Annotated in this window: 16 protein-coding genes; 10 read left to right on the top strand and 6 right to left on the bottom strand. The window is 70.4% G+C overall.

The features are described from left to right. Nucleotides 1-217 precede the first annotated feature (217 nt). Nucleotides 218-631, bottom strand: a complete 414-nt coding sequence (locus tag D7X30_RS11450; protein WP_120562925.1) for a hypothetical protein — start codon at nt 629-631, stop codon at nt 218-220. Between the two features lie 394 nt (nt 632-1,025). Here D7X30_RS11450 and D7X30_RS11455 point away from each other — a divergent pair, with 394 nt between their 5' ends. Together D7X30_RS11455 and D7X30_RS11460 are read left to right on the top strand one after the other, a co-directional pair. Continuing rightward, a complete protein-coding gene (locus D7X30_RS11455) occupies nt 1,026-2,942 on the top strand; it encodes a thiamine pyrophosphate-binding protein (protein WP_120562926.1) in 1,917 nt (638 codons plus the stop codon). Nucleotides 2,943-2,947: 5 nt separating this feature from the next. Further along, nucleotides 2,948-3,913: a 3-oxoacyl-[acyl-carrier-protein] synthase III C-terminal domain-containing protein gene (locus D7X30_RS11460; RefSeq protein ID WP_120562927.1), complete on the top strand. Its 966-nt coding sequence runs from the start codon at nt 2,948-2,950 to the stop codon at nt 3,911-3,913. 12 nt (nt 3,914-3,925) lie between these two features. On the opposite strand, the gene D7X30_RS11465 is transcribed toward D7X30_RS11460, so the two are convergent. The 4 genes from D7X30_RS11465 to D7X30_RS11480 form a co-directional block, all read right to left on the bottom strand. Next, nucleotides 3,926-4,750 carry a hypothetical protein gene (locus D7X30_RS11465; protein ID WP_120562928.1) on the bottom strand — a complete coding sequence of 275 codons (825 nt, stop codon included), beginning with the start codon at nt 4,748-4,750 and terminating at the stop codon, nt 3,926-3,928. Nucleotides 4,751-4,761: 11 nt separating this feature from the next. Continuing rightward, nucleotides 4,762-5,583: a hypothetical protein gene (locus tag D7X30_RS11470; protein WP_120562929.1), complete on the bottom strand. Its 822-nt coding sequence runs from the start codon at nt 5,581-5,583 to the stop codon at nt 4,762-4,764. Between the two features lie 52 nt (nt 5,584-5,635). Next, the gene (locus D7X30_RS43590; protein WP_120562930.1) at nt 5,636-7,738 is read right to left on the bottom strand and encodes a serine/threonine-protein kinase; all 2,103 of its coding nucleotides are present in this window, start codon (nt 7,736-7,738) and stop codon (nt 5,636-5,638) included. A gap of 226 nt (nt 7,739-7,964) precedes the next feature. Beyond that, nucleotides 7,965-9,416, bottom strand: a complete 1,452-nt coding sequence (locus tag D7X30_RS11480) for a DEAD/DEAH box helicase (protein ID WP_120562931.1) — start codon at nt 9,414-9,416, stop codon at nt 7,965-7,967. A 519-nt stretch (nt 9,417-9,935) separates the two neighbouring features. Here D7X30_RS11480 and D7X30_RS11485 point away from each other — a divergent pair. From D7X30_RS11485 to D7X30_RS11500, 4 genes are read left to right on the top strand one after another with little or no spacing between them, the layout of a single operon-like run. Continuing rightward, the gene (locus D7X30_RS11485; protein WP_120562932.1) at nt 9,936-11,465 is read left to right on the top strand and encodes a glucan biosynthesis protein; all 1,530 of its coding nucleotides are present in this window, start codon (nt 9,936-9,938) and stop codon (nt 11,463-11,465) included. After that, nucleotides 11,453-11,968: a hypothetical protein gene (locus tag D7X30_RS11490; RefSeq protein ID WP_120562933.1), complete on the top strand. Its 516-nt coding sequence runs from the start codon at nt 11,453-11,455 to the stop codon at nt 11,966-11,968. Before D7X30_RS11485 ends, D7X30_RS11490 begins: the two co-directional genes overlap by 13 nt. Nucleotides 11,969-12,015: 47 nt before the next feature. Continuing rightward, on the top strand, nt 12,016-14,040 hold the full coding sequence (gene mdoH, locus D7X30_RS11495; RefSeq protein ID WP_120562934.1) for a glucans biosynthesis glucosyltransferase MdoH: 2,025 nt from the start codon (nt 12,016-12,018) through the stop codon (nt 14,038-14,040). Nucleotides 14,041-14,082: 42 nt separating this feature from the next. Beyond that, entirely contained in the window at nt 14,083-15,717 is a 1,635-nt protein-coding gene (locus tag D7X30_RS11500) for a M28 family metallopeptidase (protein WP_120562935.1), read from the top strand. A gap of 12 nt (nt 15,718-15,729) precedes the next feature. On the opposite strand, the gene D7X30_RS11505 is transcribed toward D7X30_RS11500, so the two are convergent. Then, entirely contained in the window at nt 15,730-18,876 is a 3,147-nt protein-coding gene (locus D7X30_RS11505) for an adenylate/guanylate cyclase domain-containing protein (RefSeq protein WP_120562936.1), read from the bottom strand. A 364-nt stretch (nt 18,877-19,240) separates the two neighbouring features. Between D7X30_RS11505 and D7X30_RS11510 the strand changes: the two genes are divergently transcribed. The 4 genes from D7X30_RS11510 to D7X30_RS11525 are packed head-to-tail and all read left to right on the top strand — an operon-like array spanning nt 19,241 to nt 25,566. Next, nucleotides 19,241-20,077, top strand: a complete 837-nt coding sequence (locus D7X30_RS11510; RefSeq protein WP_120562937.1) for a hypothetical protein — start codon at nt 19,241-19,243, stop codon at nt 20,075-20,077. A 4-nt stretch (nt 20,078-20,081) separates the two neighbouring features. Then, nucleotides 20,082-20,894 carry a TIGR02452 family protein gene (locus D7X30_RS11515; RefSeq protein ID WP_120562938.1) on the top strand — a complete coding sequence of 271 codons (813 nt, stop codon included), beginning with the start codon at nt 20,082-20,084 and terminating at the stop codon, nt 20,892-20,894. Between the two features lie 57 nt (nt 20,895-20,951). After that, nucleotides 20,952-23,222 carry a carboxypeptidase-like regulatory domain-containing protein gene (locus D7X30_RS11520; RefSeq protein ID WP_233591516.1) on the top strand — a complete coding sequence of 757 codons (2,271 nt, stop codon included), beginning with the start codon at nt 20,952-20,954 and terminating at the stop codon, nt 23,220-23,222. A gap of 58 nt (nt 23,223-23,280) precedes the next feature. Next, a complete protein-coding gene (locus D7X30_RS11525) occupies nt 23,281-25,566 on the top strand; it encodes a carboxypeptidase-like regulatory domain-containing protein (RefSeq protein WP_233591517.1) in 2,286 nt (761 codons plus the stop codon). Nucleotide 25,567: the final 1 nt, after the last annotated feature.

Consider the following 25,567-nt stretch of genomic DNA (forward strand, 5'->3'; position numbering starts at 1 on the left):
GCGTTGTCACGCGACTGTGACGGAGCGGCGCAGCGCAGCCCCAGGAATCCGGCGAGGAGGAACAGGACCGCCCTGAACCAGCCTGGCGTCCGCGGGGACCCGGGAATCACGGACAGGACCTGGCAGGTAGAGGGGGGACCGTGCCCGCGAACGGGCTGGGGAGGCGGTGGGCCTCTACCGGAAGGAGGCTTCCACCGCCATCACCCGGGGAAGGACGTCAGGCCGCCGCGTCCTCTTCCTTCGAGGGCTCCATGGCGTTCGTGATCCAGTCGATCGCCTTGTGCTCCCAATCGGAGTCCTTGGACGCGTCGATGTAGCGCTCCCACTCGTACACGCCGCTCTGCTTGGCCATGCGCACCATCATCAGGCGGGCCACGGTGCTGTCGAGCACCACCGCCGAGCGCACCATGCCGTTCTGCCGGAGCCAGCCCATGGCCTGCTTGATGATCTCCTGGGTCTCCGGCGGGTTCGCCTTCTGGCCGCGGATGTCCACCATCAGTCCGAAGGGCCGCCCACGCTTGATCGCCACCTTGGCGCGAAGGTCCTCGAACCAGACCTTGGCCTCGGCGGGGGTGATGTAGCCCGGCGCATTGAGCCGGAAGCCGTACTCCGTCCTCAGATTCTCAGCCATGAAACCCCCACGTTGATTTTGTGGTGCACGCGCCATTCCCGTGCAACTCCGGCTGGATGGCAGCGCGCCCACGAGCCTACTCCAGTCGGCACGTGAGTGGATCCACTCCTGCTGCACCTGCGTACGCGCGCGAGCCACGTCCTCCCCGTGAAGATGGAGACGTCCCCGGGTAAACGTGGTACTCGTGTCGGAGTGTGAGAATCCAGCGTCAGGCGAACTTTCCACTATTTTTACTTCACACTCGCTCGCTTCTCCGCTATTAAGGGGATGCAGTTTTCCAGCATCCCCGCAATACTGTCACACGCATCGAGGTCCCCCCGGACTCGGTGGCAGCGAGTCGACGCGGTAGCTGCGTCGAACCTCACGGGTTCCGGGGCCTTGGAGACGTCCTTCAATGTCCAACTCCTCGCTCGCTGAGCTCCAGGCGGTCACGTCGAACACCCTGCGGAACGAGGTGCCCGTCGAGGCACTCCGGCACGAGACGCCGACCCCGGGGAAGACGAACGTGATGGAGGCGCGTCACGGCGATCCGATCCCGATGTACGGGGACGTGAATGCGCGGGGCTTCAAGACGGTGGAGGACATCTCGGTCGCCGACTGCGTGATCGCGCACCTGGAGGCGGAGGAGGTGGACGCGGTGTTCGGCGTCCCTGGCGGCAACATCGCCCCGTTCCAGCAGGCGCTGCGCAAGCACGCCTCCATGCGCTTCATCATCGCGTCGCACGAGGGTGGCGCGGCGTTCATGGCGGACGGCTACGCGCGCGCCACCGGCAAGCTGGGCGTGTGCATGGTGACGGCGGGCCCGGGTGCCACCAACGCGCTGACGGGCGTGGCCTCCGCGCACCTGGACGGCGTGCCCCTGCTGGCCATCAGCGGCAACATCGCCACGGACCGCGTGGGCCTGATGGCCATCCAGGAGAGCAGCAGCACCCACGGCGTGAACACGGTGGAGATGTTCCGCCAGGCGTGCGCCAGCTCCACGATCGTTCCGGACGCGCAGAGCTTCCAGCGGCTGTTGGCGCGTTCGCTGCGCACCGCGCAGGGCCTGCCCGGCGGCGCCGCGCACCTGAGCGTGCCGGCCAACATCGCGCGCCAGCCCATCCACCGCGCCTCCGTTCCCACCACGCGCGGCGCCTTCCGCGCGCGTCCGGCGACCGCGCCCTTCGAGGACCTGCGCGCCGCCTTCACGCTGCTGCGCACCGCGCGCCGCCCGCTCATCTTCCTGGGCGCTGGCGCCCGCGAGGCGATGGCGGAGCACGCCGAGACGTTCACCGCGTTCGTCACCCAGCACGGCATCCCGGTGGCCACCAGCATGCGCGGCAAGGGGCTGTTCTCCGAGCGCGAGGCGCTGTCGCTGGGCGTGCTGGGCCTGGCCGGCAGCAAGCGCGCCGAGGCGTACCTGCGCGACGGCGTGGACGTGATGCTCGTGCTGGGCAGCCGCCTGGGTGAGTGGGCCTCCCGCAGCTTCCACCGCTACTTCCAGGCCATCCACCACGTCATCCAGGTGGACGTGAACGCCTCCAACATCGGTCAGTTCCTGCCGGTGCGGCTGCCCATCGTGGCGGACGTGGGTTCGGTGATGACGGGCCTGGCGGAGCTGGGGCAGATGATTGGCCCGTCCAGCGGCGCGCGCGTGCAGGAGCGCTGGGCGCAGGTGATGGCGCTGACGGAGCCCGCGCCCGTCATCCGCACCCCGCAGGACCGGGACTCGGTGAAGCCGCAGGACCTGATGGCGGAGCTCGACAAGCACCTGAGCCCGGACATGGACCTGTACATCGACATGGGCAACTGCACGGGTTGGACGTCGCACCTGCTGCACATCACGCCCCCCGCGCGCATCTTCTACCCGTGCGGCCTGTCGTCCATGGGCTGGTCCTGCGGCGCCGTCATCGGCGGCAAGGTGGGCCGGCCGGACCGCGCGGCGGTGGCCATCGTCGGCGACGGCGCGTTCCTGATGAACGGCACGGAGATGATCACCGCGTCGCGCTACCGCGTGGGCACGGTGACCATCGTCCTCAACGACAACTTCCTGGGCATGGTGAACCACGGCGAGCACGTGCAGGACCGCACGCAGCCGCTGGAGGATGACTTCTACGGCCTGGGCAACCCGGATCTGAAGGCCTTCTCCGAGTCGCTGGGCGCGCGCGCCTACACGGTGAACGGCCCCGGCCAGTTGGACGCGCTGCTGCCGGAAGTGCTGCGCCGCGCGGACGAGACCGGCCAGCCGCAGGTCATCGTCGCCCACATCGACTACCGCGAGGTTCCGCCGTACGGCGACCGCTTCGCCGCGGTGGCGTCGGACGCGAAGTAGCCTCCATGACCGCCGCGACCTTCGCGCTCCTGGGAGTCGGCGCCGCTGTCCCGGAGCAGGTTCGCGGCAACGACGACCCGCTGTTCGAGCCCCTGCGCCGCGCCGCCGGAAGCGGCGGGGAGCACGCGCTCTTCTACGGCAACCGCGAGCGCCGGGTGCTGGGCCCGGGCGAGTCCCTGGCCGCGCTCACCGCGAAGGCGGGCGCCGCCGCGCTCCAGGACGCGGGGCTGACGGCCGCGGACGTGGAGCGGCTGTACGGCTACGTGTCGGTGTCGGAGTTCATCGCGCCGAACGAGCTGTACGCGGTGCACCGGGAGCTGGGCCTGTCACAGGGCGCGCTGGTGGTGCCGGTGAACGCGGACTTCGCCAACTTCCTGATGGGCGTGGTGCTGGCCTGGGAGGCCCTGCGCGCGGGCACGCTCCGGCACGCGTTGGTGGCGGTGGGCTCCGCGTGGACCCGCAACGTGGACTACACGCAGGGCCACGCCATTGGCATTGGTGACGGGGCGGGCGCGGTGGTGGTGGGCGCGGGTGAAGGGCTCACGCTGGTGGACTGGGGCGCGGACACCTTCAGCGACGAATACGGCGCGATGATGATGGGCTCGCGGCCGGAGTCCGGCCTCGCGTACCCAACCTATGGCATCGCCCCCGCGGCGGGCGTGAAGGCGTTCCTGCAGTCGGGGATGAACGGGCCGCCCCGGCTGGTGGAGAGGCTGCTCACGAAGCACGGCGTGGCGCGCGAGGACGTGACGCTCATCTCCCACCAGGCCACGCGCAAGCTGATGGACCACTGGGCGCAGGAGATCCGTCCGCGCGAGTACCTGGACACCTTCGAGGAGTACGGGAACATGGTGCACGCGTCCATGCCGGTGACGCTGGCCCGCTTCCGCCGCGAGCTGCGCACGAAGTACCTGGTGATGGTCGGCCTGGGCATTGGCGCGCACCAGATGGCGTTGCTGGTGCGCGTCTAGCGGGACCGCCCGCTACTGGTCGTCGCAGGGCGTACCCAGCCGGATGCCCGTGTAGACGCCCAGCTCGTTGTAGATGAGGGGCAGGTTCTGCTCCACGGGGACGTTGCGCAGCTCCACCTCCTTGCGCGCCTTCTCGATCCAGATGGGCTTCTGCGCGCGGTCGATGACGAGCCGCAGCTGGCCCTTCTTGGTCGTGAAGATCTCGCCCTCGGAGTCCGCGACCACGTTGGTCATCTTCTGGGGCTTCAGGTCGCCGCGAGGGCCGATGAACACGCGGAAGTTGCGGGACTCCGCGGGCGTGAAGCCCTTGTCCACGTAGTAGTACGTGCCCTCCGAGTCGCGCAGGAGCGCGTGGGGCGCGAACTTCTGCGGGTTGGGCACGTAGGTGGCCTTGCGCAGCAGCTCCCGCGCCTGCGCGCCAGGGAGCATCTCCAGCGTCACCTTGCGCTCGCCGCAGCGCAGGGAGCAGGTGCGCTCCTTCGTGTCCACGTTCAGCTGCGAGTGCACGCGCAGATCCACGCCGTCGTAGTCGGCGGTGCCGTTGGGGTTGAAGAAGCGCGGATCCTGGAAGGTGGTGGCGGACAGGTTCCGGGAGCGGGCACGAGGCACCACGACCAGGGACTTGCCGTCGCCGTAATAGAGCTGGTCCTCCAGCCCGTCCGTGTCCTCGCGCGGCACGGAGACAACGTAGTGGCCTTTTCCGTCGGTGCAGACGGCGGTGGCCTCCAGGTGCATGCGCTGGCCCAGGTTCTCCGCCTTGCCCCACGGCGGATCGATGGCGGCGGCGGGACTGGCGGAGAGGAGCACGGCCACGGGAAGGATGCGTTGGAAGAGCATGGTGCGCGGGCCTAGAGGTGCTTCTTGAAGTAGCGGGTGGCGGCCTTCTCCTGCTGGCTCGCCTCCGGAGTGGTGGTCCACACGAAGCGGTCGCCTTGCAGCGCGGGCTCCAGCGTGGCGCCGAAGCGGCAGTCCATCTTCTTCAGGCGGGCCTTCACGGTGCCGCGGGCCTCCTCGGAGACTTCGCACAGGGACTTCAGCGCGGTGAGGGGGAAGACGCAGTAGCGGGCGATCTTCTGGGCCTTGAGGAAGGGCTCGGTGACGGTGGTCCAGTCGATGGCGCCCGCCACGGAGGTGCCGCAGGTGGTGTTCAGCTCCTGGAGCGCTTCGGCGTAGGTGGTGTCGTGGAGGGTTTCCTCCGCCTTGCGGTCGAAGGCCATCAGCTTCGCGAGCTGACCGCTCTGGGTCTGCTGCTGGTGCTGGGCGTAGACCTCCTCCGGCTTGAGCTTCTGGGAGCGCGCCTCGTCGTACTGGACGGCGATACCGTTGCCGGGGCCGCCGGGGAAGTGCAGCTCCGTGTTCTTGCCCACGACGATGAGCGGCGAGTAGTCCTTGCCGTGCCACTGGGTCGTGTAGTTGTGGCGCAGCGTGCTGGGGCTGCTCCAGTCCTTCAGGGTGTAGGGGAGGACCAGGTTGTCCAGCACGGAGCCCGTGCCCTGGATGCGCAGGAGGAACTTCTTCTGCTCACGGGGCGCGAGGGGAACGACGGCGACCAGTTCTCCCTGCGGGCCGACGAACACCTTGCCGGCTTCCACGGGAGCGGGCGGCGCGGCCCGGGCGGGCAGGGTGCCTAGAACGGTGGCCAGCACGGCCACGGCGACGATGCATTTCATGTTGGTGTCTCCCCCTCACCCGTCCGTGGTCATGCGGACGGGCGGTGTCTGCTCAAGGCTTCAAGTCGACATCGTACGGCAAGCACGTTGCTTCGGCCTTCTTCCGTAGCTTGGCCGGAAGCTGCTCCCACTGCGCGCGGGCTCCGCCCAGATCCTTCTTCCTGCAGAAGATCTCGGTGATCAGCAGGCTGGCGGCGAGGTTGTGCCCGTCGCTGTAGCTCCGACGGGCCCTGCTGAGCGCCGTCGTCAGATCGTCCGCGAGGATCGCCGCGCGTGCTTCCGCGAGGGCCGTACGCGAGGATTCGTTGGGCGGATCAAAGTCCGGTCCCTGCGGCTCCTTCGTGTTGCCGGGGCCCTTAGGCCTGGGCTGAGGATTCTCCGTGGGAGCAGGCGGGGGTGGATCGTTCTGCGCCACGACAGGCGGTGGAGGCTGGGGTGGCGGGCCCACGGGCGGCGGAGGCACGTGATTCGGGCCCGCGTGCATGACAGGCGGCGGGCCTTCGGGAGGCGGCCCTGCGCGTGGCGGGGGCGCGTGATCCTGGCCCGCGTGCATGACGGGCGGCGGGCCCATGGGCGGAGGCCCGGGCCGCAGCCACCAGCCGAGTCCCACGGCACCGAGGATCAGTGCTGCGGCGCCCGCGATGGGAAGCACGCGTGACTTTGGCGGGACCGCGGCGGGCATCGTCATCGGCCCTGGCATTCCCGGCTGACCCGACACGCTCACCGGGGCGAGCGGCTGGCCCTGGGGACCTACGGCTCCCGCGAAGCTGCCCGGAACCATCTGCTGGCCACCGTAGCTTCCCGGGACGACCTGCTGACCGCCCATGCTGCCGGGCGCGGCCTGCTGGCCGCCCATGCTGCCCGGAGCGACGTGCTGACCCGTGCCGTAACCCTGGGCGGCCTGCTGTCCGCTGTAGCTGGCCGGCGACTGCGCGAGGACACCGGGCGCCGGCAGGGCCACGCCCGAGCTCCCCATGCCGCTCCCGGGCATCTGCGTGGCGCCGAAGCCCATCGTGCCGCCCGCCACCTGCGGCTGCTGCCCGAACGGGACCGTGCCGCTGGCTCGCGGCGCCATCGTCGCGTCGAAGCCGATGTCATCCGACGCCGCCAACGCATCCGCGCCAAAGCGGCCCGTCCCAAGCCCCTTGTTCGACGGCGCCATCGTGGCGCCCGTCCCGTCATCGTCGCTCGGAGCCACGGAGGGGAGGGCGACACCGGAGGGTCGCTTCGTGCGCCCGAAGGTGCGGGCCTCGATCTGCTCCGCGGTCTCCGGAAGCGACTGGAGCTGCGTGCCCGTGAGCTCCGCGATGAACGACGCGACGTCCTGATGGCGGTGATCCGGGTTCTTCTCCAACGCCCGCGCCACCGCCCGCGCGACGTTTGGCGGCAGGTCCGGCATCAGCGTGGCCAGCGACACCGGCGGCTCATGCACCACGCGGTAGATGATCTGCACGAGCGACCCGCCACCGAAGGGCGTCATCCCGGAGATCATCTCGAACACGATGCCGCCCAGCGCGAACAGGTCCGTCCGCGCGTCGATGCGGCTGTTCTGCCCCTGCGCCTGCTCCGGCGACATGTACTGCGGCGTGCCGATGAGCACCGCCTCCTGCGTCTGCAGCGTCTCCGACGACATGACCTTCGAGATGCCGAAGTCGAGCAGCTTCACCCGCTCGCCCACCACGCCGCCGGAGTCCGTGGGCACCAGGAAGATGTTCGCGGGCTTCAGGTCGCGGTGCACGACGCCCGCGCGGTGCGCCGTCTGCAGCGCGGACCCCATCTGCCGCGTGAAGGAGAACACCTCCTCCAACGACAGCCGCCCGCGCCGCAGCCGGTCCGCGAGGCTCTCGCCGCGCAGGTACTCCAGCACCAGGAACGGACTGCCGTCCTCCAGCGTGTCGAAGTCCAGCACCTCCACGATGTTCGGGTGCCCCAGCCGCGAGGCGATCTCCGCCTCGCGCCGGAAGCGCACGTGGAGGTCCGGCCCCACGTGCTCGCCTACCCGCAGCACCTTCACCGCGACCTGCTTGCCCGGAAGCCGCAGGTGCTGGGCCAGGAACACCGAACCCATGCCGCCCCGACCCAACACGGAGACGACTTTGTAGGTATTCCGGAGGACCGAATCGATGTGCAGCTCACCGTCAGCCGAGCGCGTCATGAAGAGGGCGTGTCCTGATGACAAAGGGGTGCGAAGCACCACCGTGAAACACGGCGCCACGCTACCACGCCCCCTCCGGCAGGGAACGCGCCCAACCCCCCGCCGCCATACCCCGGACAGTCGAACGCCCGGACCCTCGTGAGAGGACCCGGGCGTCATGAACTCCATCCCTGCCTACCCGGAAGCAGCGCGGCGCTCACCGCCGCGCCCTACCCGGGACGAGGGCTCAGCCCCACTTGGACATCGTGCGCCGGGGCGGAGGCGAGCTCGGCCCCGCGGCAGGCGAAGCCACCGCCGGACGGGCCTGCTGCGAGCGGCCCTGGCCACCACCGCGCGGCGCCTGGGCATTCCCGCCACCGCTGGCCTGACGCGACTGGCCACCATTCGCACGGCCCTGACCCCCGCCGCCACCGTCGCGGCGCTGCCCGCCACCCCGGCGCTGACCCCCGCCACCGCCGCCACCACCGCGCGACTGGCCCCGGCCACCCCGGTTCATCGGAGGACGGCTTTCCTCCACGTCACCGGGCAGGGGAGGCGGCAGGTGCGAGCGGAACGCGGCGTCCGCCACCACCGGCACGCTGCGGCGGATGGTGCGCTCGATGTCGCGCAGGTACGCGCGCTCCTCGGAGTCGCAGAAGGACACGGCCTGGCCGCTGGCGCCCGCGCGGCCCGTGCGGCCGATGCGGTGCACGTACTGCTCCGGCACGTTGGGCAGGTCGTAGTTGAACACGTGCGACAGCCCGTCGATGTCGATGCCTCGCGCCGCGATGTCCGTGGCCACCAGCACCCGCAGGGTGCCGGCGCGGAACTCGTCCAGCGCGCGCTCACGGGCGTTCTGGCTCTTGTTGCCGTGGATGGCGTCCGCGCGCACGCCGGCCGCCGTCAGCTGCTTGGCCACTCGGTTGGCGCCGTGCTTCGTGCGCGTGAACACCAGCGCACGCGGAATCACCTTCGCGTCCTGGAGCAGGTGCGTGAGCAGCGCGCGCTTCTCCTCGCGCTCCACGAAGTACACCTGCTGGCTCACGGTATCCGCCGTGCTGGACGCGGGCGACACCTCCACACGCACCGGATCCTTCAGGATGTTGCGCGCCAGGTCCATGATGTCCGGCGGCAGCGTCGCGCTGAAGAACAGCGTCTGGCGCACCTGCGGCAGCACCTTGATGACCCGCCGCACGTCGTGGATGAACCCCATGTCCAGCATGCGGTCCGCCTCGTCCAGCACGAACACTTCCAGCGCGCGCAGGGTCACGAACCCCTGGTCGATGAGATCCAGCAGGCGTCCCGGCGTCGCCACCAGGATGTCCACGCCCTGGCGCAGCGCCTGGACCTGCGGATTCTGGCCCACGCCGCCGAACACCACCGCGTGGCGCAGGGGCAGGTTCTTGCCGTAGGTGACGAAGCTGTCACTCACCTGGCTGGCCAGCTCACGCGTGGGCGTCAGCACCAGGCAGCGCACCGGACGCGCGCCGCCCGCGGGCGCCTTCGCCGACAGACGCTGGAGGATGGGCAGCGCGAACGCCGCCGTCTTGCCCGTGCCCGTCTGGGCCACGCCCAGCACGTCCTTGCCCGCCAGGGCATGGGGAATCGCCTTCGCCTGGATGGGCGTCGGCGTGGTGTAGCCCTCCGCCTTGACGGCCTTGAGGAGTGAATCGGTCAACTGCAGTTCGTCGAAAGTCATGAAATTCCGTATGAGATGGGTCGGCGCACTCCCCCTCAGGCGGGGGACCGACCGCGCAGCGCACCCTCTCGCGGTATTGCGGGGGCGCCTGGCGGTACGCGGTCAGGCCAATCAACGGCCCGAGGCACCTGCGAACGACTTGGAACCCCTGAGCCTCCGGAACGATTCCCGGTGCCGCCCAGGGTCCGGCCACACTGCCTGCAACGGGAGGCAATGTCCCGGGAAATCCTCCCCGCCCGCCTGCCCCCGGCCGCTGTGGAGATTTCGGACAGGGCTGTTGGCCGCCTGTCCCCATCGTCCACAACCCCCCAATCCAGGCACCGCCAGCCCCCTCTCTCGGCCCCCTCTCAAGCCGCCGGAATCATTGGAGTAGCAAGGAACTGCCGGAGGCCCACTTTGGGCAGGTCCTTGGAATGATTGGGAAATTCCCCAGCACCTGCCGACTGGCATGACCGTTGCTAGCCTTTGCCGCGTCGCGCCGTACTGGCGCGGGCGGTGGACCCTGGTGAGGAGCGGGACTTGAAGCGGTGGCAGCGACAGACGGTGGGGCTGGCCTGGGGGTTCGGGCTGTGCGTGGCGGCGCTGGCGTGTGCCCAGCAGCCGAAGGCGGGGACGGCGAAGGCCTCCGGATTCTCCGCCCAGACGGTGGAGGAGAAGGCCCGCGCGCTGGCCGCGAAGCCGTACCAGGAGCCGCCCATCGGCGTGCCGCCGTCCTTCGAGAAGCTCACCTACGATCAGTACCGGGACATCCGCTTCCGCGACTCGGCGTCGCTGTGGCGTGAAGAGGGGCTGCCCTTCCGGGCGCAGTTCTTCCACCCCGGCTTTTATTACACCCGTCCGGTGGGCGTGAACGTGGTGGAGGGCGGCAAGGCGCGCCCGGTCCCGTTCTCCACGGAGCAGTTCACCTACGGCCCCCTGGTGGGAAATCCGCCCAAGGGCAAGGTGAACGGCTTCGCGGGCTTCCGCCTCAACGCGCCGCTCAACACGAAGGACTACTACGACGAGCTGGTGGTCTTCCTGGGCGCCAGCTACTTCCGCGCGCTGGGCAAGGGCAACCTGTACGGCCTGTCCGCGCGCGGGCTCGCCATCGACACGGCGCAGCCGGGGGGCGAGGAGTTCCCCACGTTCCGCGAGTTCTGGCTGGAGACGCCGGCGAAGGGCTCGGACACGGTGGTGGTGCACGCGCTGATGGACAGCCCCAGCGTCACGGGCGCGTACCGCTTCGCCATCCGCCCGGGTGAGCGGACCGTGATGGACGTGGACTCCACGGTGTTCGCGCGCAAGGCGGTGCGCCAGCTGGGCGTGGCGCCGCTCACCAGCATGTTCCTCTTTGGAGAGAACGACCGGGGCGACTTCGACGACTTCCGCCCGGAGGTGCACGACTCCGACGGCATCTCCGTGTGGATGAAGAACGGCGAGAAGCTGTGGCGCCCCCTGAAGAACCCGAAGCAGATCCAGGTGAGCAGCTTCCACACGGACGGGCTGTCGGGCTTCGGCCTGTTGCAGCGCGACCAGGCGTTCAGCAGCTATGAGGATCTGGAGGCGCACTCCGAGCGTCGTCCGGGCGCCTGGGTGGAGCCGGTGGGTGACTGGGGCGCGGGCTCCGTGCGGCTCGTGGAGCTGCCCACCCGCGAGGAGATCCACGACAACATCGTGGCCTTCTGGGTGCCGGATGCACCGGTGCAGGCGGGTGCACACCTTCGCTTCTCCTACCGGCTGTCCTGGGGCTTCTCCCCCGAGGGCGCGAAGGCCGGAGGTTCCACCGTCGCGGCGACGCGTGTCGCGGCGGGCAGCAAGCCGGGGGCGCGCCGCTTCGTCCTCGATTTCACGAAGGCCAGCACGGAAGGCACCGGTCCCGTGGAGGCGGTCGTCACCGCTTCCCGCGGCCAGGTGCTGCACCCGCGCGCCGAGGTCCACGCCGTCACGGGTGGCTTCCGGGCGGCCTTCGAGCTCATGCCCGACGGAGAAGGCCCCGTCGAGCTGCGCTGCTTCCTGAAACGCGGTTCCGAGACCCTCACCGAGACCTGGAGCTACCTGTGGATTCCGTGACCACGCACCCGTTCATCTCCTTCGCTCCGGCGATGCCCCAGGAAGCCCGCGCGGACACCCGCGCCGCGCTGGTGAGCTTCTTCCAGGACTTCGGCTTCACCGGCCGCAACGAGCTGGAGAAGCTGGCGGGCTGGGTCCTGGGCACGCGTGAGCTGTCCCTGTCGCCGGAGGCCGCGCTGGCGCTCGCGCGGTGGCGGGTGGAGGGCTGGCTGGCGGAGGTGCTGGGGCCCGCGCACGTGGGGCCGTCGCTGATGGTGCGCGGCCGGGCCGCGTTCGTGCTGGTGGGCGGCGCGCGCTGGGGCGCGGACGTGCTGATGCGCGCTCCGTCCTCGCTGCCGGAGGCGTGGCGCCGCGCGGTGTGTGAAGCAGTGCCCATGTCCGCCCCGGCGGAGGTGCCCTGCCAGATGCGCGAGCAGGTGCTCGTGCTCAATCCCTTCATGGACACGCTGCGCCGCTGGCTGCGTCCGGCCGCCGGCCAGGCGGGCGTGTCGCCGTCGCGCTAGGCGCGCACCTCACACACAGCGAAGCCGCACGGGAGCCCGGAGTCCGCATGAACGCCCAACCCTACACTCCGGCCCTGGCGCGGCCCCGCCGCGTGATGGTGCTGGGCCTTGCGGCCCTGTCCACGGGGTTCGCCTGCGTGGAGATGCACCGGCTGCTCGCGGCCCACGGCACCACGGTGCCGGAGCTGTTCGTGCTGGGGCTGTTCGCGGTGTGCTTCGCGTGGATCGCCCTGTCGTTCTGGAGCGGCGTTGCCGGCTTCATCCAGCTGGTGGCGAACCAGCGGGTGCCGGGGCTGCGCTGGCCCACCGAGGAGGAGGCGGCCCGTCCGCTCACGCGGCGCACCGCGGTGGTGATGCCCGTCTACAACGAGGACCCGGCCGCCGTGTTCGCGCACGTGCAGGCGACGTATGAGTCCATCGCCGCGACGGGGCAGCTGGACGCGTTCGACTTCTACGTGCTGAGTGACTCCACGCGGGCGGAGTCGTGGGTGGCGGAGGAGCTGGCGTGGTCGGAGCTGTGCCGCCGGGTGGGCGGGCAGGGGCGCATCTTCTACCGCCGCCGCTCCGACAACACGGCCAAGAAGGCGGGCAACCTGGCGGAGTTCTGTGAGCGCTGGGGCCGCCGCTACGACTTCCTCCTGGTGCTGGACGCCGACAGCCTGATGGCGGGCGACAGCGTGGTGCGGATGGCGCGGCTGATGGAGCTGAACCCGGGCGCGGGCATCCTCCAGGTGCCGCCGCAGAACGTGGGGCGCTCCACGCTGTTCGCGCGGCTGCAGCAGTTCGCCGGGCGCGTCTATGGCCCCATCGTGGCCGCGGGCGCGGCGGCGTGGCAGCTGGGGGACTCCAACTACTGGGGCCACAACGCCATCCTGCGCATGGCGCCCTTCATCGAGCACTGCGGCCTGCCGGTGCTGCCGGGCCAGCAGCCGTTCGGCGGCCACATCCTCAGCCACGACTTCGTGGAGGCCGCGCTGATGCGGCGCGCCGGCTACACGGTGTGGCTGGTGCCGGAGCTGGGCGGCAGCTACGAGCAGCCGCCGCCGGACCTGCTCGCGTACGCGCAGCGCGACCGCCGCTGGTGCCAGGGCAACCTCCAGCACCTGGGGCTGGTGATGGCGGGTGGCCTGCACCCGATGAGCCGGATGCACTTCCTCATGGGCGTGATGTCCTACGTGGCGTCGCCCCTGTGGCTCATCTTCCTGGTGGCGGGCCTGTTCGCCGCGCTGCACGAGTGGTTCTTCGCGCCCGCGACGCTGCTGGACTTCCAGTCCACGCTGCCGGGCGGAGACGCGTTCGACACGGTGGGCGCGCTGCGGCTGATGGCGCTGTCGCTGGCGCTCCTGTGGATCCCCCGGCTGATGGGCCTGGGCCTGCTGCTCGCGAACCGCGAGGAGGCCACGCGGATGGGCGGCCGCTTCAAGCTGGTGCTGAGCGTGATGCTGGAGGGCGTGGTGTCCACGCTGATGGCGCCGGTGATGATGCTCTTCCAGTCGCACTTCGTGTTCGGGACGCTGTTTGGCTACAAGGTGAACTGGTCCAGCCAGCAGCGCGAGGACACGGACCTGCCGTGGTCGGAGGCGCTGCGCCGGCACAAGTGGCACATGGTGATTGGCGTGGTGCTCGCGGCGCTGACGGTCGCGGTGGCGCCCGGGATGCTGGCGTGGCTGTCGCCGGTCATCGTGGGGCTGTGGCTCGCCCCGGCCATCTCCGTCTTCACCTCCCGCGCGTCGCTGGGCCTGTGGCTGCAGCGGAAGGGCCTGCTCCTCATTCCCGAGGAGGCCGAGCCGCCCACCGTGCTGGTGCGCGCGCAGGAGCTGGCGGAGGAGGGGATGGAGCCGGTGGACGACGCGTTGGATCACGTGCTCTCCGACCCTCGCGCGCACGCGCTGCACCTGGCGCTGCTGGAGTCCCACCCGGCGGCGAGCGTCCCCGCGGCGCTGGCCTCCGCCCGGCGCAAGCTGCTGGCGGGCGGGGTGGAGCCCCTGTCCCCGCAGGAGAAGTCCGCGGTGCTGCTGGACGCGCGCACCCTGTCGGAGCTGCGCGGCCGGCGGTTGGGCGTGCAGGCCTGATCCCGGTTGCATGCTCCCGCCTCGCCCTGGATGCTCCGGGGCATGAAACGGGTCTCGTCCGCCGCCACGCTCGCGCTGTTCGTCTCCTCCGGGGTCTTCGCCGCGGAGGCTCCCGCATCCAAGCCCCAGGTTGGCGAAGACCGCTGGTGGAAACACGTGGAGGTGCTGGCCAGTGACGCGATGGAGGGGCGCGACACGGGCAGCAAGGGCTACGCGACGGCCGCCGGCTACGTGTCCAAGGAGCTGGCCGCGCTGGGCGTGAAGCCGATGCTGAAGACGGGCTTCCTGCAGCCCATGGCGCTGCAGTCGCGGCGCCTCATCGAGTCGAAGTCCAGCGTCGCGCTGGTGAAGGACGGCAAGACACTGCCGCTGGTGCAGGGCGAGGACGTCGTGCTGTCCTCGCGGCAGGGCGACAACGGCACCGTGGAAGCGCCGCTGGTGTTCGTGGGCTACGGCCTGTCCATCCCGGAGCTGGGCCACGACGACTACGCGGGCCTGGACCTGAAGGGCAAGGTGGTGGTGCTGCTCCAGGGCGGGCCGGGGAACGTCCCCGGGCCGGTGAAGTCGCACTTCTCCTCGTGGGAGGAGCGGCTGAAGGTGCTCAAGGCGGCGGGGGCCGTGGGCGTCGTGTACCTCCAGAACCCGAAGCTGCTGGAGCTGCCGTGGGAGCGCATGGTGGGCTCCAGCAAGAGCCCCACGGTGGTGTTCGCGGATCCGTCGCTCAACGAGTCTCGCGGGTTGAAGGTCGCGGTGGTGGCGAACGTGGCGCAGTCGCAGAAGTGGCTGGAGGGCGCGCCGCACACCTACGAGGAACTGGTGGCGCTGGCCAACGCGGACAAGCCGCTGCCGAAGTTCGACCTGCCGCTGCGCATGAAGGCGAAGCTGGCCTTCGACGTGAAGCCGCTCAAGTCCATGAACGTGGTGGGCGTGATGCCGGGCGCGGATCCGGTGCTCGCGAAGGAGTACGTGGTGCTCAGCGCGCACCTGGACCACGTGGGGGTGGGGGAGCCGGTGAAGGGGGACCGCATCTACAACGGCGCCATGGACAACGCGTCCGGCGTGGCGGCGGTGCTGGAGGTCGCGCGGCGGCTGCATGATCAGCCGGAGAAGCCGAAGCGCTCGGTGGTGTTCGCGCTGGTGACGGGGGAGGAGAAGGGGCTCTTGGGGTCGAAGTACTTCGCGTCCCGGCCGCCGGTGCCCATCAGCTCCATCGTGGCGGACTTCAACCTGGACATGTTCATGCCCCACTGGCCGTTCACCTCCGTGGTGGCGCACGGCAAGGACGAGTCCTCGCTCGCGGTGCCGCTGGCGGAGGTGGCGGCGAAGCTGGACGTGCAGGTGCTCCCGGATCCGGAGCCGGACCGCAACCTGTTCGTGCGCAGCGATCAGTACTCGTTCATCCGTGAAGGCGTGCCCGCGCTGTTCTTCAAGTTCGGCTACACGCCGGATTCGGAGGAGCAGAAGGTGTTCAAGCAGTGGCTGGCCGAGCGCTACCACGCGCCGTCGGATGACCTGACGCAGCAGCCCGTGGACCACGAGGGCGCCGCGCGCTTCATCACCTTCCTGACCGCGCTGACGAACGCGGTGTCGGACGCCCCCGGCCGGCCGTACTGGAACGACGACAGCTTCTTCCGCCGCTTCGCGAAGCCAGCGCCGGAGCCGGCTCCGGCCCCGTGAGCCGGAGCGCCTTCACGCATCCAGGTGCGTGCCGGTGATGCCAGAGCGGGCCTCCAGGAAGCGGAGCGCGCAGCGGATGTCGGACGACGCGGTTTCGCGCGGGGCGTTCCGGGCCGCTTCGATGCGGCGGCGGGCGGCGGCCCTGGCGTCGTTGCCTTGGGCGCTTCGCGCGGGCGCGGCGTCGGCTTCGGCCAGGTCGAGCGCGGCGCGGAGCAGATCCACGAGCTGGAAGAGGGCAGGGTCCTCGCGCAGCTCGAGGGCGCCGTCCAGGCTGGCGAAGCCCTCGCGCGCGGCGCGTAGCTCTCCGCACGCGGCGTCCAGCGCGGCCCGGTGCGCGATGAACCGCAGGGCCTGCCAGCGGGACGCGCGGCCCAGGATGGTGACCGCCTCCGTCAGCGCCGCGCGCGCCTGCGTCCAGTCACCCCGGGCGAGCGAGGCGCGGCCCAGTTCACCCAGCGCCGTGCCTTCCAGCAGCCGTTGTCCCAGGAGCCGCGACAGGCGCACCGCGGACTCCAGGTGTTCGCAGGCCTCCGCGATGCCGCCCGCGTCCATCAGGTAGCAGCCCAGGTTGATGCTCGCGAGCGCCTGACCCGCGCGGTCCTCCACGCTCATCGCGCGGCCCAGCGCCTCGCCCAGGAGCATCACGGCTTCGCCGCCGTCGCCCGCCTCGCCGATGGCGACCGCGCAGTTGGTGAGGAAGCCCACCTCGAACGTCACATCACCCACTTCGCGGAACAGCGCCAGCGACTCGCGCAGGTGCGGGATGGCCGCCTCCGGCCCGTGGCGCACCTGCTCCACGAGGCCCAGGTTGCCCACCGCGTAGGCCTCCAGCCAGCGGTCGCTTCCGGAGGGCAGCGCCTGCGCGTCGCGCATCAGCGTCCACGCGGCGGCCCCGTCCCCGGCGTGGCGGGCGACGATGGACAGGTCCACGAGCACGCGCTTCTCCGACGCCGTCTCGCCCAGCGTGTGGAAGACGCCGCGCGCCTCCTCCAGGGCCTGGCGCGCATACTCCGCCTGTCCCGCGTCCATGTACGCGCGGCCCAGCACCGCGAGCGCCTCCGCGCGCTTCAGCGGCGCCACGGCGACGTGGGCCGACGCCTCCAGCACCCGCTCCAGCCGCCCCACGAGCAGCCCCACCGGGCCACGCGTGCGTGCATCCGGCTCCAGCGCCACCAGCGTCTCCAGCGCACGGCCCAGGGACTCGGCGGTCGCGGGGCGGATGGCCATCGCGTTGTCGCACGCGGCCAGCAGGTTCTCTCGCTCCAGGGCCAGCCGCCGCAGCGCCGTCGCGCCGCCCGTCTTCTGCACGCGCTCCCGCAGCCGTCCCGCGACCTGGAGGTACGTGTCCGCGTGCCGGGCCTCGCACGTCGCCTCGTCTCCCATCTCGCGCAGCCGCAGCCCCGCGTACTCTCGGATGCTCTCGTACAACCCCAGGCGCAGGAAGCCGCCGGGCGCCCCCACCTCGCGCGCGCACAGGAGCGATTGGGAGCGCAGCGAGTGCACCACCTCCAGCACGTCCGGCGAGCCCTCCGGCAGCGCCAGCACGGCCTCCGCGGCCTCCAGCGTGAAGCCGCCCCGGAACACCGAGCACTGCGCCAGCGCGGCGCGCTCGGCTGGCTCCAGCAGGTTCCACGACCAGTCGATGGCCCCCCGCAGCGTCGCCTGTCGCGCGGGCGCGTCCCGCCGGCCCACTCGCAGCAGGTCGAAGCGCTTCGACAGCCGCTCGCGCAACTGCTCCACGCCCAGCACGCTCACGCGCGCCGCGGCCAGCTCGATGGCCAGCGCGATGCCGTCCAGCTGCCGCACGATGTCCGCGACACTCGGGGTGTCCGCGTCCGTCAGGACGAAGTCGCCGCGCGTCTCCCGGGCGCGCTGCACGAACAGGCGCACCGCGTCCGAGCGCAGGATGACGTCCCAGCGCGTTTCGTACGGATCCGGCAGGCGCAGCGGGGCCAGGTCCAGCACGCGCTCCCCGGGCAGGCGGAGGGCTTCTCGCGTGGTGACGAGGAAGCGGGCGCGCGGCGCCAGCACCCGCCAGCGCCCCAGCGTCGCGGGCACGTGCCGCACCACCTGCTCCACGTTGTCCAGGATGACGAGCACGTCGCCACATCCCGCGAGCGCGTGCCCCAGCCGCTCCGCGGGCATGCTGCCGTCGCCGTCAGCGGTGAGCGGCACGCCCAGGGCCCGGCCCACCGCGTGGCAGAGGTCGCCCTCCGTCAGCGCCTCCTCCAGGTCGCACCGCCAGACGCCGCCTTCCCAGGCGCCCGCGTCCGACTCCAGCGCGCCGAAGTGCGTGGCCAGCCGCGTCTTGCCCATGCCTCCCGGGCCCAGGATGCTGATCAGCCGCGCGCCCTCCGTCACCCATTGCCGGAGCGTATCCAGCTCCTCCGCGCGCCCCACCAGGTCCTGCCGCAGCGTGGGCACGTTGCCGGGCCGCTCGCGCGGGGCGCGCAGGGGGCCGAAGCGGCGGTGCGCGAGCGACGCGGGCAGCAGCTCCACCAGCGCCACGCTGTCGCTCACGCCGCGCAGGCGGAAGGACCCCAGCGAGCGTGCGATGGGCATCCCCAGCGCCGCCAGCTCCGGCTGGATGCGGGCCCATGCCGCGCCGCTCAACAGCACCTGGCCGCCGTGTCCCGCGTCCGCGACCCGCGCCGCGATGTTCACCGGAGGCCCCAGGTAGTCCAGCCGCTGCGTGGCCGGATCCAGGCGGCAGTCGGGCTCGCCCACGTGCACGCCCATGCGTACGCGCAGCCCCCGGTGCGACAGCCCCTCCGGCGCGTGCTCCTCCGCCGCGTCCGGCTCTTCGAGCAGGGCCTCCGGCCAGCTCGCGTGCAGCAGCGCTTCCTGCGCGCGCAGGCACCAGTGCGCCGCCTCCACCGGCGACGCGAACGCGACCATGAAGGCATCGCCCTGCGACTTCACCTCGTAGCCGTCGGTGCCCAGCAGCAGCGCGCGCAGCACGCCGTCATGCAGCTCCAGCGCGTCGCGCATGGCCTGGCCGCAGCGCTCCCACAGCCGCGTGGACCCCTGGATGTCGGTGAAGACGAGCGCCACCGAACCGGTGGGCGGCAGGTGCCGGGCGGGCGGCGGAGCACATACGGAGGCGCCTTCGTCGGCCGGGGGCGCGACGACCGTGAGTCTTCGGAAGGCCTCTCCCATCTCCCGCTCTCCCCGATGCCAGGAACCCCCACCCGCTCCCACCCTCCTGTCGCCCGTGAGGGTGACGCCCGTGCCGCTGGCGCTTCACATGGAAAGCAGTACGGGCCGGAACGGCAACGCGCACCTGCCGGGCAGGGTGGTGCGCCGCTAGTGAGCACTTGTGATCGCGCCGCGCGCGCATCCCTCCACGGACGACATCCGCATGGCCCCACGGGGCCGGTCGTCACCGCCTGCCCGCTTGCCGTTGCCGCCGGGGTCTGCCGGGCCCCATTCCAAGGAGGACGGGGGGCCGTGTTAGGACGGAGACACGTCCCGTCCCCGCGGCAGGAGCGCGAGGGCGCGACGCCTCTTCCTGGAAGGACTCATGCGTTCGACTTCGGCACTGGCGTTGATGATGGCTTCCCTCGCGGTGGGCGCGCTGTCGGCTTGCGGCGACGACGGCAAGACGGACAACACCCCGGACGCGGGCACGGACGCGGGCACGAACACCGACGGCGGCACCAGCTCGGGCAATGGCAAGTGCCCGGCCTCCGCGTACATCTGCGAGGACTTCGAAAACGGGGAGACCGGTTGGAAGCAGCCGGACGAGAAGCACAACGCCACCATCACCGTCGACGGTTCGCGCACCCGCTCCGGCAAGGGAGCGGTGCACGTGGTGACGGAAGCAGGCCACAACGAGGAGCCCTTCGACCCGAACAAGGATGAGCAGGCCATCGCGCACCTGCGCAGGGACATCCCGGCATTCGGCACGAAGCTCTACACGCGTGCGTACGTGTACCTGAACCGGGCCTCGCCGGCGGGCGTGATGGGGACGTACTTCATCCTCTACTCGCCGAAGGAGACCGACTTCGGCGGCATCGAGCTCCAGGCCCTGCCGAACGGCGGCTTCGCGTTGGACAACTGGACGGGGATCGGGACGGGCTGGAACTACCAGAACCAGGACCCCGTGGTCGTCAAGGTGTCACCCAACAGGTGGACCTGCATCGAGTGGGGCGTGGAGCGCGACAGCGCCACGGCCAAGACAGGCCACGCGCAGGCGTGGGCGGATGGGGAGCTGGCGTACGACTTCGAGGACGTGGGCATCCGGCCGTTCACCAACTTCGCGGTGGGCTACGGCTTCGTGCACCCGAAGGGCGACTCCGAGTCGGAGACGTGGATCGACGACCTCGTGGTGGCGCCCGAGCGCATCGGCTGCGAGTGACGCCATGTCGCTGAACCGCGTCGCGGACGAGACCCTTCACATCCTGGAGCAGGGCACGTACGTGCCGCTGTCCGGGCGGGAGGTGTCCATTCGCGACGCGGTGTCGCGCGCGGTCGAGGGCACCGTGCTGGTGCGCCCCGGTGACTTCGAACACCTCACGCGGCCCGCTCCGGTGCCGGGCTTCACCATCGAGGTGACGCCGGAGAAGACGGGCGACGCCGCGCGCCGGCTGGTGGAGCAGGAGGGCGAAGCGCGGGTGCTGGCGCTCAACTTCGCGTCGGCGGTGAACCCGGGTGGCGGCTTCCTCACGGGCGCGAAGGCGCAGGAGGAGGACCTGGCGCGGTGCTCTGCGCTGTACCCGTGCCTGTTGAAGTGGCCGGAGTACTACGACGTGAACCGCAAGCTGCGCTCGCCGCTGTACACGGATCACTTCATCTATTCGCCGGACGTGCCGTTCTTCCGCAACGAGCACTACGACCTGCTGGAGCGGCCGTTCTCCGTGTCGCTGCTCACGGCTCCCGCGCCCAACGCGAGGGAGCTGCCGGCAAAGGATCCGGAGGTCGCGCAGAAGGTGCGCGAGGTGCTGTTCGCGCGAGCGCTCAAGGTATTGCAGGTGGCGGCGCACCATGGGCACCGCACGATCATCCTGGGCGCCTGGGGCTGCGGCGCGTTCCGCAACAACCCGCACGACGCGGCGGAGGCCTTCGCGCGAGGGCTGTCCACGATGGCGGGTGCGTTCAGCCGCGTGGTGTTCGCGGTGTACGAGCGCGGAGGGAAGGGGCCGAACCTGAGCACCTTCCGCGAACGCTTCGGCTGAGGGACTGTCTGGCGTTCATGCGCGCCTGCTAACCTGCGGGCCATGCGATGGAGCTGGGTGGGGCTCTTGGCCGTGGTGCTCGCGTGCGCGGGCACTCCGCGTCCGGTGGTGGAAACGCCTGGACCGGCGGAGGATGTGGCGTGGATGTTCCGGGTCGTGGATCCGGACGGGCACCCCGTGTCCGGTGCGCGGGTGAGCGTCTGGCGCGCGGATCATCCGCCAACATACAACGTACGGTCGGGCACGACGGACGCACAGGGCACAGGCCACCTTCTCCTGAAGCCGGGTTGGTATGCCGCGGAGGTCCAGGCGCGTGGCTTCGTGACGGCATTCCGCACGGACATCCGGCTCGCGCCGGAATCAAAGCTGGCGCTCGACGTGTCCCTGACACGCTCTGCGCCACTCTCCGGGCGTGTGGTGGATGTGGAGGGGAAACCCGTGCCGGACGTCCGGCTCCGGTTCGCTTCCTCCAACGTCGCCGCTCCCTTCGTGGAAGCCACCAGTGATGCGCAGGGCCAGTTCCACTTCGAGGGCGCGGCCGCTGGCGAGGGCCTGCTCTACGTCGACAAGTGGGAGTGGAGCCCGCAGCGGTTGAAGACTCTCACGCCCCAGCCCGAGCTCACCGTCGTGATGGGGCGGCTGTCGTCATTGCTCGTGCGGGTGGTGGACCCCGAAGGCCACCCGCTCCCGAAGGCCAGGAGCTACGTCACCCCACTGGAGGGTCGGTTGGGCGTGGCATACGAAATCAAGCGAACGCCTGACGGACTGCTCCACCAACAACTCCCGGCGCAGCGCTACAGCGTGACAGGTCACTACAATCCGGCTCCCGGCTGCTGGTGGGGGCGCAGCGTGGACGTCGACGTCCTTCCCGGAAAGCACGCTGAAGTCACCGTGAGCTTCGAGGGCGTCGCCATCACGAGCCCCTGGACGGGCCGCGCGGTGACCCCCGATGGGCAGCCGCTGGCGGGCCTGTCGCTGTTTGCGACGTCGACCCCGTCTCCAGCGGGCATGCGCACCGGAGGCTTTTGCGAGACCACCACCGGACCCGACGGGCGCTTCGAGTGGATGCAGTCGCTCGCATGGCCCTACACGCTCAAGATCCGAACACGGGACTCTCGCGAGCAGGTGGGCGAGGCGGAGCAAGCGCCTTCCGACATGAAGGATGGACCCTTGGTGTTCCACTCGCCTGGAGCGCTGGTGGGACGCGTCCTCGGCCCTGACGGGAAGCCGCTGCCCCGGTTCGACGTCGACTGGACCTCCAATGCCAACCCTGAAGGCCGCTTCTTCCGGCGGTTGGATGCATCTCGCGCCTATTCGCTGATCGCCAGTGCTCCGAACCTGGCCCCGACGCGCGTGCGTGTCGAAGGCCGCGCACACGAGGTGCGGACGGTCCCGGACATCACGCTCGATGCCGGGCACCCCGTGGTGGGCCAGGTGTTCGAGGAGGATGGCCGCACACCCGTGCCCGAGGCGGGAGTCGAGCTGGTGGACCCCGCCGATGTGGACATCCGGCGTTCGCCCTCTCCCTATGAGCTTCCCGCCGACATGGCCGGCCGCTTCAAGTTCGACCATGTGCCCCGGCGGCGGCAATACCTTCGGGTGAATGACAAGAAGGCCGGAACCCTCCTGTATGAACTTGGGCCCCGCGAGGACCGGGTGGACCTCACGCTGAAACCCGACGGAGCGCTCGAAGGCTTCGTGACGGATGGCGCGCGTGTTCCGCTCGCGGGCGTGAAGGTGGAGGTGCGTTGCGAGGCTGGACTCGATGCCCGTACCGAGACCGACGAAGCGGGCCACTACGTGCTCCGCGTTCCTGCGGACCGGGAGTGCTTCGTGCACGTCTCAGAGGCGGACCTCCGGGATGCGCCCTGGCCCAGGCCGCCGCCGCTTGTCTTCGCGCCCCAGGCTGTCTCGCTCTCACCGCGCGAGCGCGAGCGCAGGGACTTCGTGCCCCGAAGCGCTGGCGCCTCGCTTCGGATCGGCTTCCCCGAGCCACGCGAACGACTGGAGCCGTTCCTTGTCCCCGGCGATGCGCGCATGCCGAAGAACTTCGCGGAGCTGAAGGCGCTTCAGCGGTCCGCCTTCAGCTACGACCCGCCCGCGTTCTCCTGGCGCTCGAATGATCCGGACCTGCCTGGATATCAATTCCTGCAGAAGAACTTCGCCTTCAGCCATCTGCCAAGGAAGCGCTACACGCTCTTCGTCGTCGAACCCCAGGACACCGCGTTCGCGGTCCTGCTCGTGCCGGTGGACCTGACCCGCGAGGAGACGACGTCCCTTCCGCTCGGCTTCCCCCTGGAGCGTGGAGGGATGCTGCTCGTGGAGTGAGGCCGGCGCCGCCTCCACGACGAGTCCTGCTAACCTGCGGGGCATGCGATGGAGCTGGGTGGGGCTCTTGGCCGTGGTGCTCGCGTGCGCGGAAGCGCCGCGTCCGGTGCAAACGAAGACCCGGTGGCCCGTGGAGGAGGTGGCGTTCACCGTCCGCACGGTGGATCCGGCCGGGCAACCCGTGCCCGGTGTGGCGCTGGTGGCACGCGGCGCGGATCGAGGGAGCCTGGTCATCAAGTCGGGCACCACGGATGCGACGGGGACGGCCCGGCTCCAGGTGATGCCGGGCTGGTATGTCCTCCAGGCGGAGGCGGCGGGCTTCGTGAGCGTGACCCGTACGGACGCACGGGTCCCCGTCACCGGAGAGGCGCGTCTGGACGTGACGCTGGAGCGCGCGACGTCAATCGCCGGGCGCGTGGTGGATGCGGGAGGGAAGCCCATCGCGTTGGCCACGCTTCGACTCAGCCGCTCCAACGAAACCAAGTCCGCGCCGGAGACCGAGAGCGATGCGGAAGGGCGCTTCCGCTTCGACGGTGTTCCCGCTGGAAGCGTGATGCTTCAGGCGACGAAGTACAAATGGAGTCCGACGCGGTTGGAGTTCGTGGCGCCCGCGCCGGAGCTGGCGGTGGTGATGGGTGGGCTCGGCTCGCTGCGCGTTCAGGTGCACGGGCCCGATGGAAAGCCATTGCCTGGAGGGCCTTTCTCCATCTCGTCCATGGATGACATGGACCCAGACAAGCTGTTCCCGGAGGAGGCGCAAGATGCCACCGTCTTCCAGCAGCTTCCCGCAGGGCGCTACCTCATCTCCGGCAGGTACGCCCCCGTGCCCGGCTGTGAGTGGACTCGCGGCATCGAGGTCCAGGTCCTTCCAGGCCAGCAGGCGGAAGCGACGGTGAGCTTCGAAGGCCTTCATGACGCTGGACCCTGGCGAGGGCGGGCCGTGGATGCCAACGGCAAGGCGCTTGACCACGGGACAGTGGTTGCATGGGTGCCGGGGGAAGAGCCGCACGACCTGGGCTTGAGCGGCAGGTGCGAGGGCGTCGTGGGGCAGGACGGCTCCTTCGCCATTCCGCACGTCTTCAAGGCTCCGCGCGTCCTGACAATGGATGCCCCTAAAGGGGCCCGGGGCTGGGAGGCGAGAGGTCCGTTTCCCACGGGAACGGGCGAAGCGGTGGTGTTCCGCAGTTTCATTGGAAGTCTGAAGGGCCGTGTCGTACGCCCGGATGGACAGCCCGTGGGCTTCTTCGAAGTCAACGGACTCTCCCCGAACAATCCGCGGGGCGAGTACGTGCGATACGTGGACTTGACCCACACCTATCAGTGGGTCATCGACGTGTGGGGATTCGCCCCCGCTCTCGTGCGCGCGCAAGGGCGGGAAGGAGAAGTGCTCCAGGTCCCGGACGTCGTCCTCGAGGAGGGCCGCACCGTCCAGGGCCGTGTCTTCGCGAGGAACGGCCGCACGGGCGTGCCCCATCAGGAGGTCGAGCTCGTGGAGGAGTTCGACCTGGACGGCCATGGACCCTATCGCTCGCAGTGGGCGATGACCGACGCCGAGGGCCGCTTCGAACTCAAGCAGGTGCCAGGCCGGCGCCAGTTCCTGCGCGTCGCTTCGAAGGAACACGGGACCGTGCTCCGTGCGCTCGAACCCGCTGAGACGGCGGTGCGGTTGCGGCTCGTTCCCAACGCGGAGCTGCACGGATTCGTGACGGATGGCGGGCAGGTTCCGCTGGCGGGGGTGAACCTGGAGGTCCGCTGCGAAGGTGGGTTCAAGATGAGCGCCAGAAGCGACGGGCCGGGCTACTACGCCATGAACATCCCGGCAGACCGCGAGTGCTTCGTGCATCCCGAAGGGAGCCCCCTGAACATCCGGCCGCCTCGGCCGCCCCAGCCGCCTCCGGTGTTCTTCTCCTCGACGCGGCTTCGTGTTCCGTCCGGCTCACGGCAGTCGTTGGATCTCGAGCCCCGTCGGGGGCCCGCGTCGCTGGAGGTGAGCGTCGAGGCGTCTCGCGAGTTCGTCACCGCGTTCGTGCTTCCGGGAGACGTTGCATGGCCTCGCTCGCCCGAGGCGCTGGATGCCCTGATGCGGGCGGGTTTCGGATCCGACCCGATGCCGAACACATGGGAGTCGGAGAACGGGAGCGAGTCCTTCGTTCCCCACTTCCTGTTGGGGGCGGACTTCCGCTTCAGTCATCTTCCCCTGGGGCACTACACGGTCTTCATCCGGGATCAGATGGATGGAGTGGACGCGATCCTGCGAATCCCCGTGGAGCTGACCGGGACCGGCGTGCACGTCATCCAGTCCGCGCGTCCCGCTCGCGGAGGCGGAAGGCCGTACATGCGCTGAC

The sequence above is a fragment of the Corallococcus sp. AB011P genome (genome assembly GCF_003611605.1).
Taxonomy (GTDB): domain Bacteria; phylum Myxococcota; class Myxococcia; order Myxococcales; family Myxococcaceae; genus Corallococcus; species Corallococcus coralloides.

What these genes read in the sequence shown, in the direction of transcription:
- D7X30_RS11450 (WP_120562925.1), bottom strand. Translation starts at nt 631, where the DNA reads ATGGCTGAGAATCTGAGGACGGAGTACGGCTTCCGGCTCAATGCGCCG.
- D7X30_RS11455 (WP_120562926.1), top strand. Translation starts at nt 1,026, where the DNA reads ATGTCCAACTCCTCGCTCGCTGAGCTCCAGGCGGTCACGTCGAACACC.
- D7X30_RS11460 (WP_120562927.1), top strand. Translation starts at nt 2,948, where the DNA reads ATGACCGCCGCGACCTTCGCGCTCCTGGGAGTCGGCGCCGCTGTCCCG.
- D7X30_RS11465 (WP_120562928.1), bottom strand. Translation starts at nt 4,750, where the DNA reads ATGCTCTTCCAACGCATCCTTCCCGTGGCCGTGCTCCTCTCCGCCAGT.
- D7X30_RS11470 (WP_120562929.1), bottom strand. Translation starts at nt 5,583, where the DNA reads ATGAAATGCATCGTCGCCGTGGCCGTGCTGGCCACCGTTCTAGGCACC.
- D7X30_RS43590 (WP_120562930.1), bottom strand. Translation starts at nt 7,738, where the DNA reads ATGACGCGCTCGGCTGACGGTGAGCTGCACATCGATTCGGTCCTCCGG.
- D7X30_RS11480 (WP_120562931.1), bottom strand. Translation starts at nt 9,416, where the DNA reads ATGACTTTCGACGAACTGCAGTTGACCGATTCACTCCTCAAGGCCGTC.
- mdoH (WP_120562934.1), top strand. Translation starts at nt 12,016, where the DNA reads ATGAACGCCCAACCCTACACTCCGGCCCTGGCGCGGCCCCGCCGCGTG.
- D7X30_RS11500 (WP_120562935.1), top strand. Translation starts at nt 14,083, where the DNA reads ATGAAACGGGTCTCGTCCGCCGCCACGCTCGCGCTGTTCGTCTCCTCC.
- D7X30_RS11505 (WP_120562936.1), bottom strand. Translation starts at nt 18,876, where the DNA reads ATGGGAGAGGCCTTCCGAAGACTCACGGTCGTCGCGCCCCCGGCCGAC.
- D7X30_RS11510 (WP_120562937.1), top strand. Translation starts at nt 19,241, where the DNA reads ATGCGTTCGACTTCGGCACTGGCGTTGATGATGGCTTCCCTCGCGGTG.
- D7X30_RS11515 (WP_120562938.1), top strand. Translation starts at nt 20,082, where the DNA reads ATGTCGCTGAACCGCGTCGCGGACGAGACCCTTCACATCCTGGAGCAG.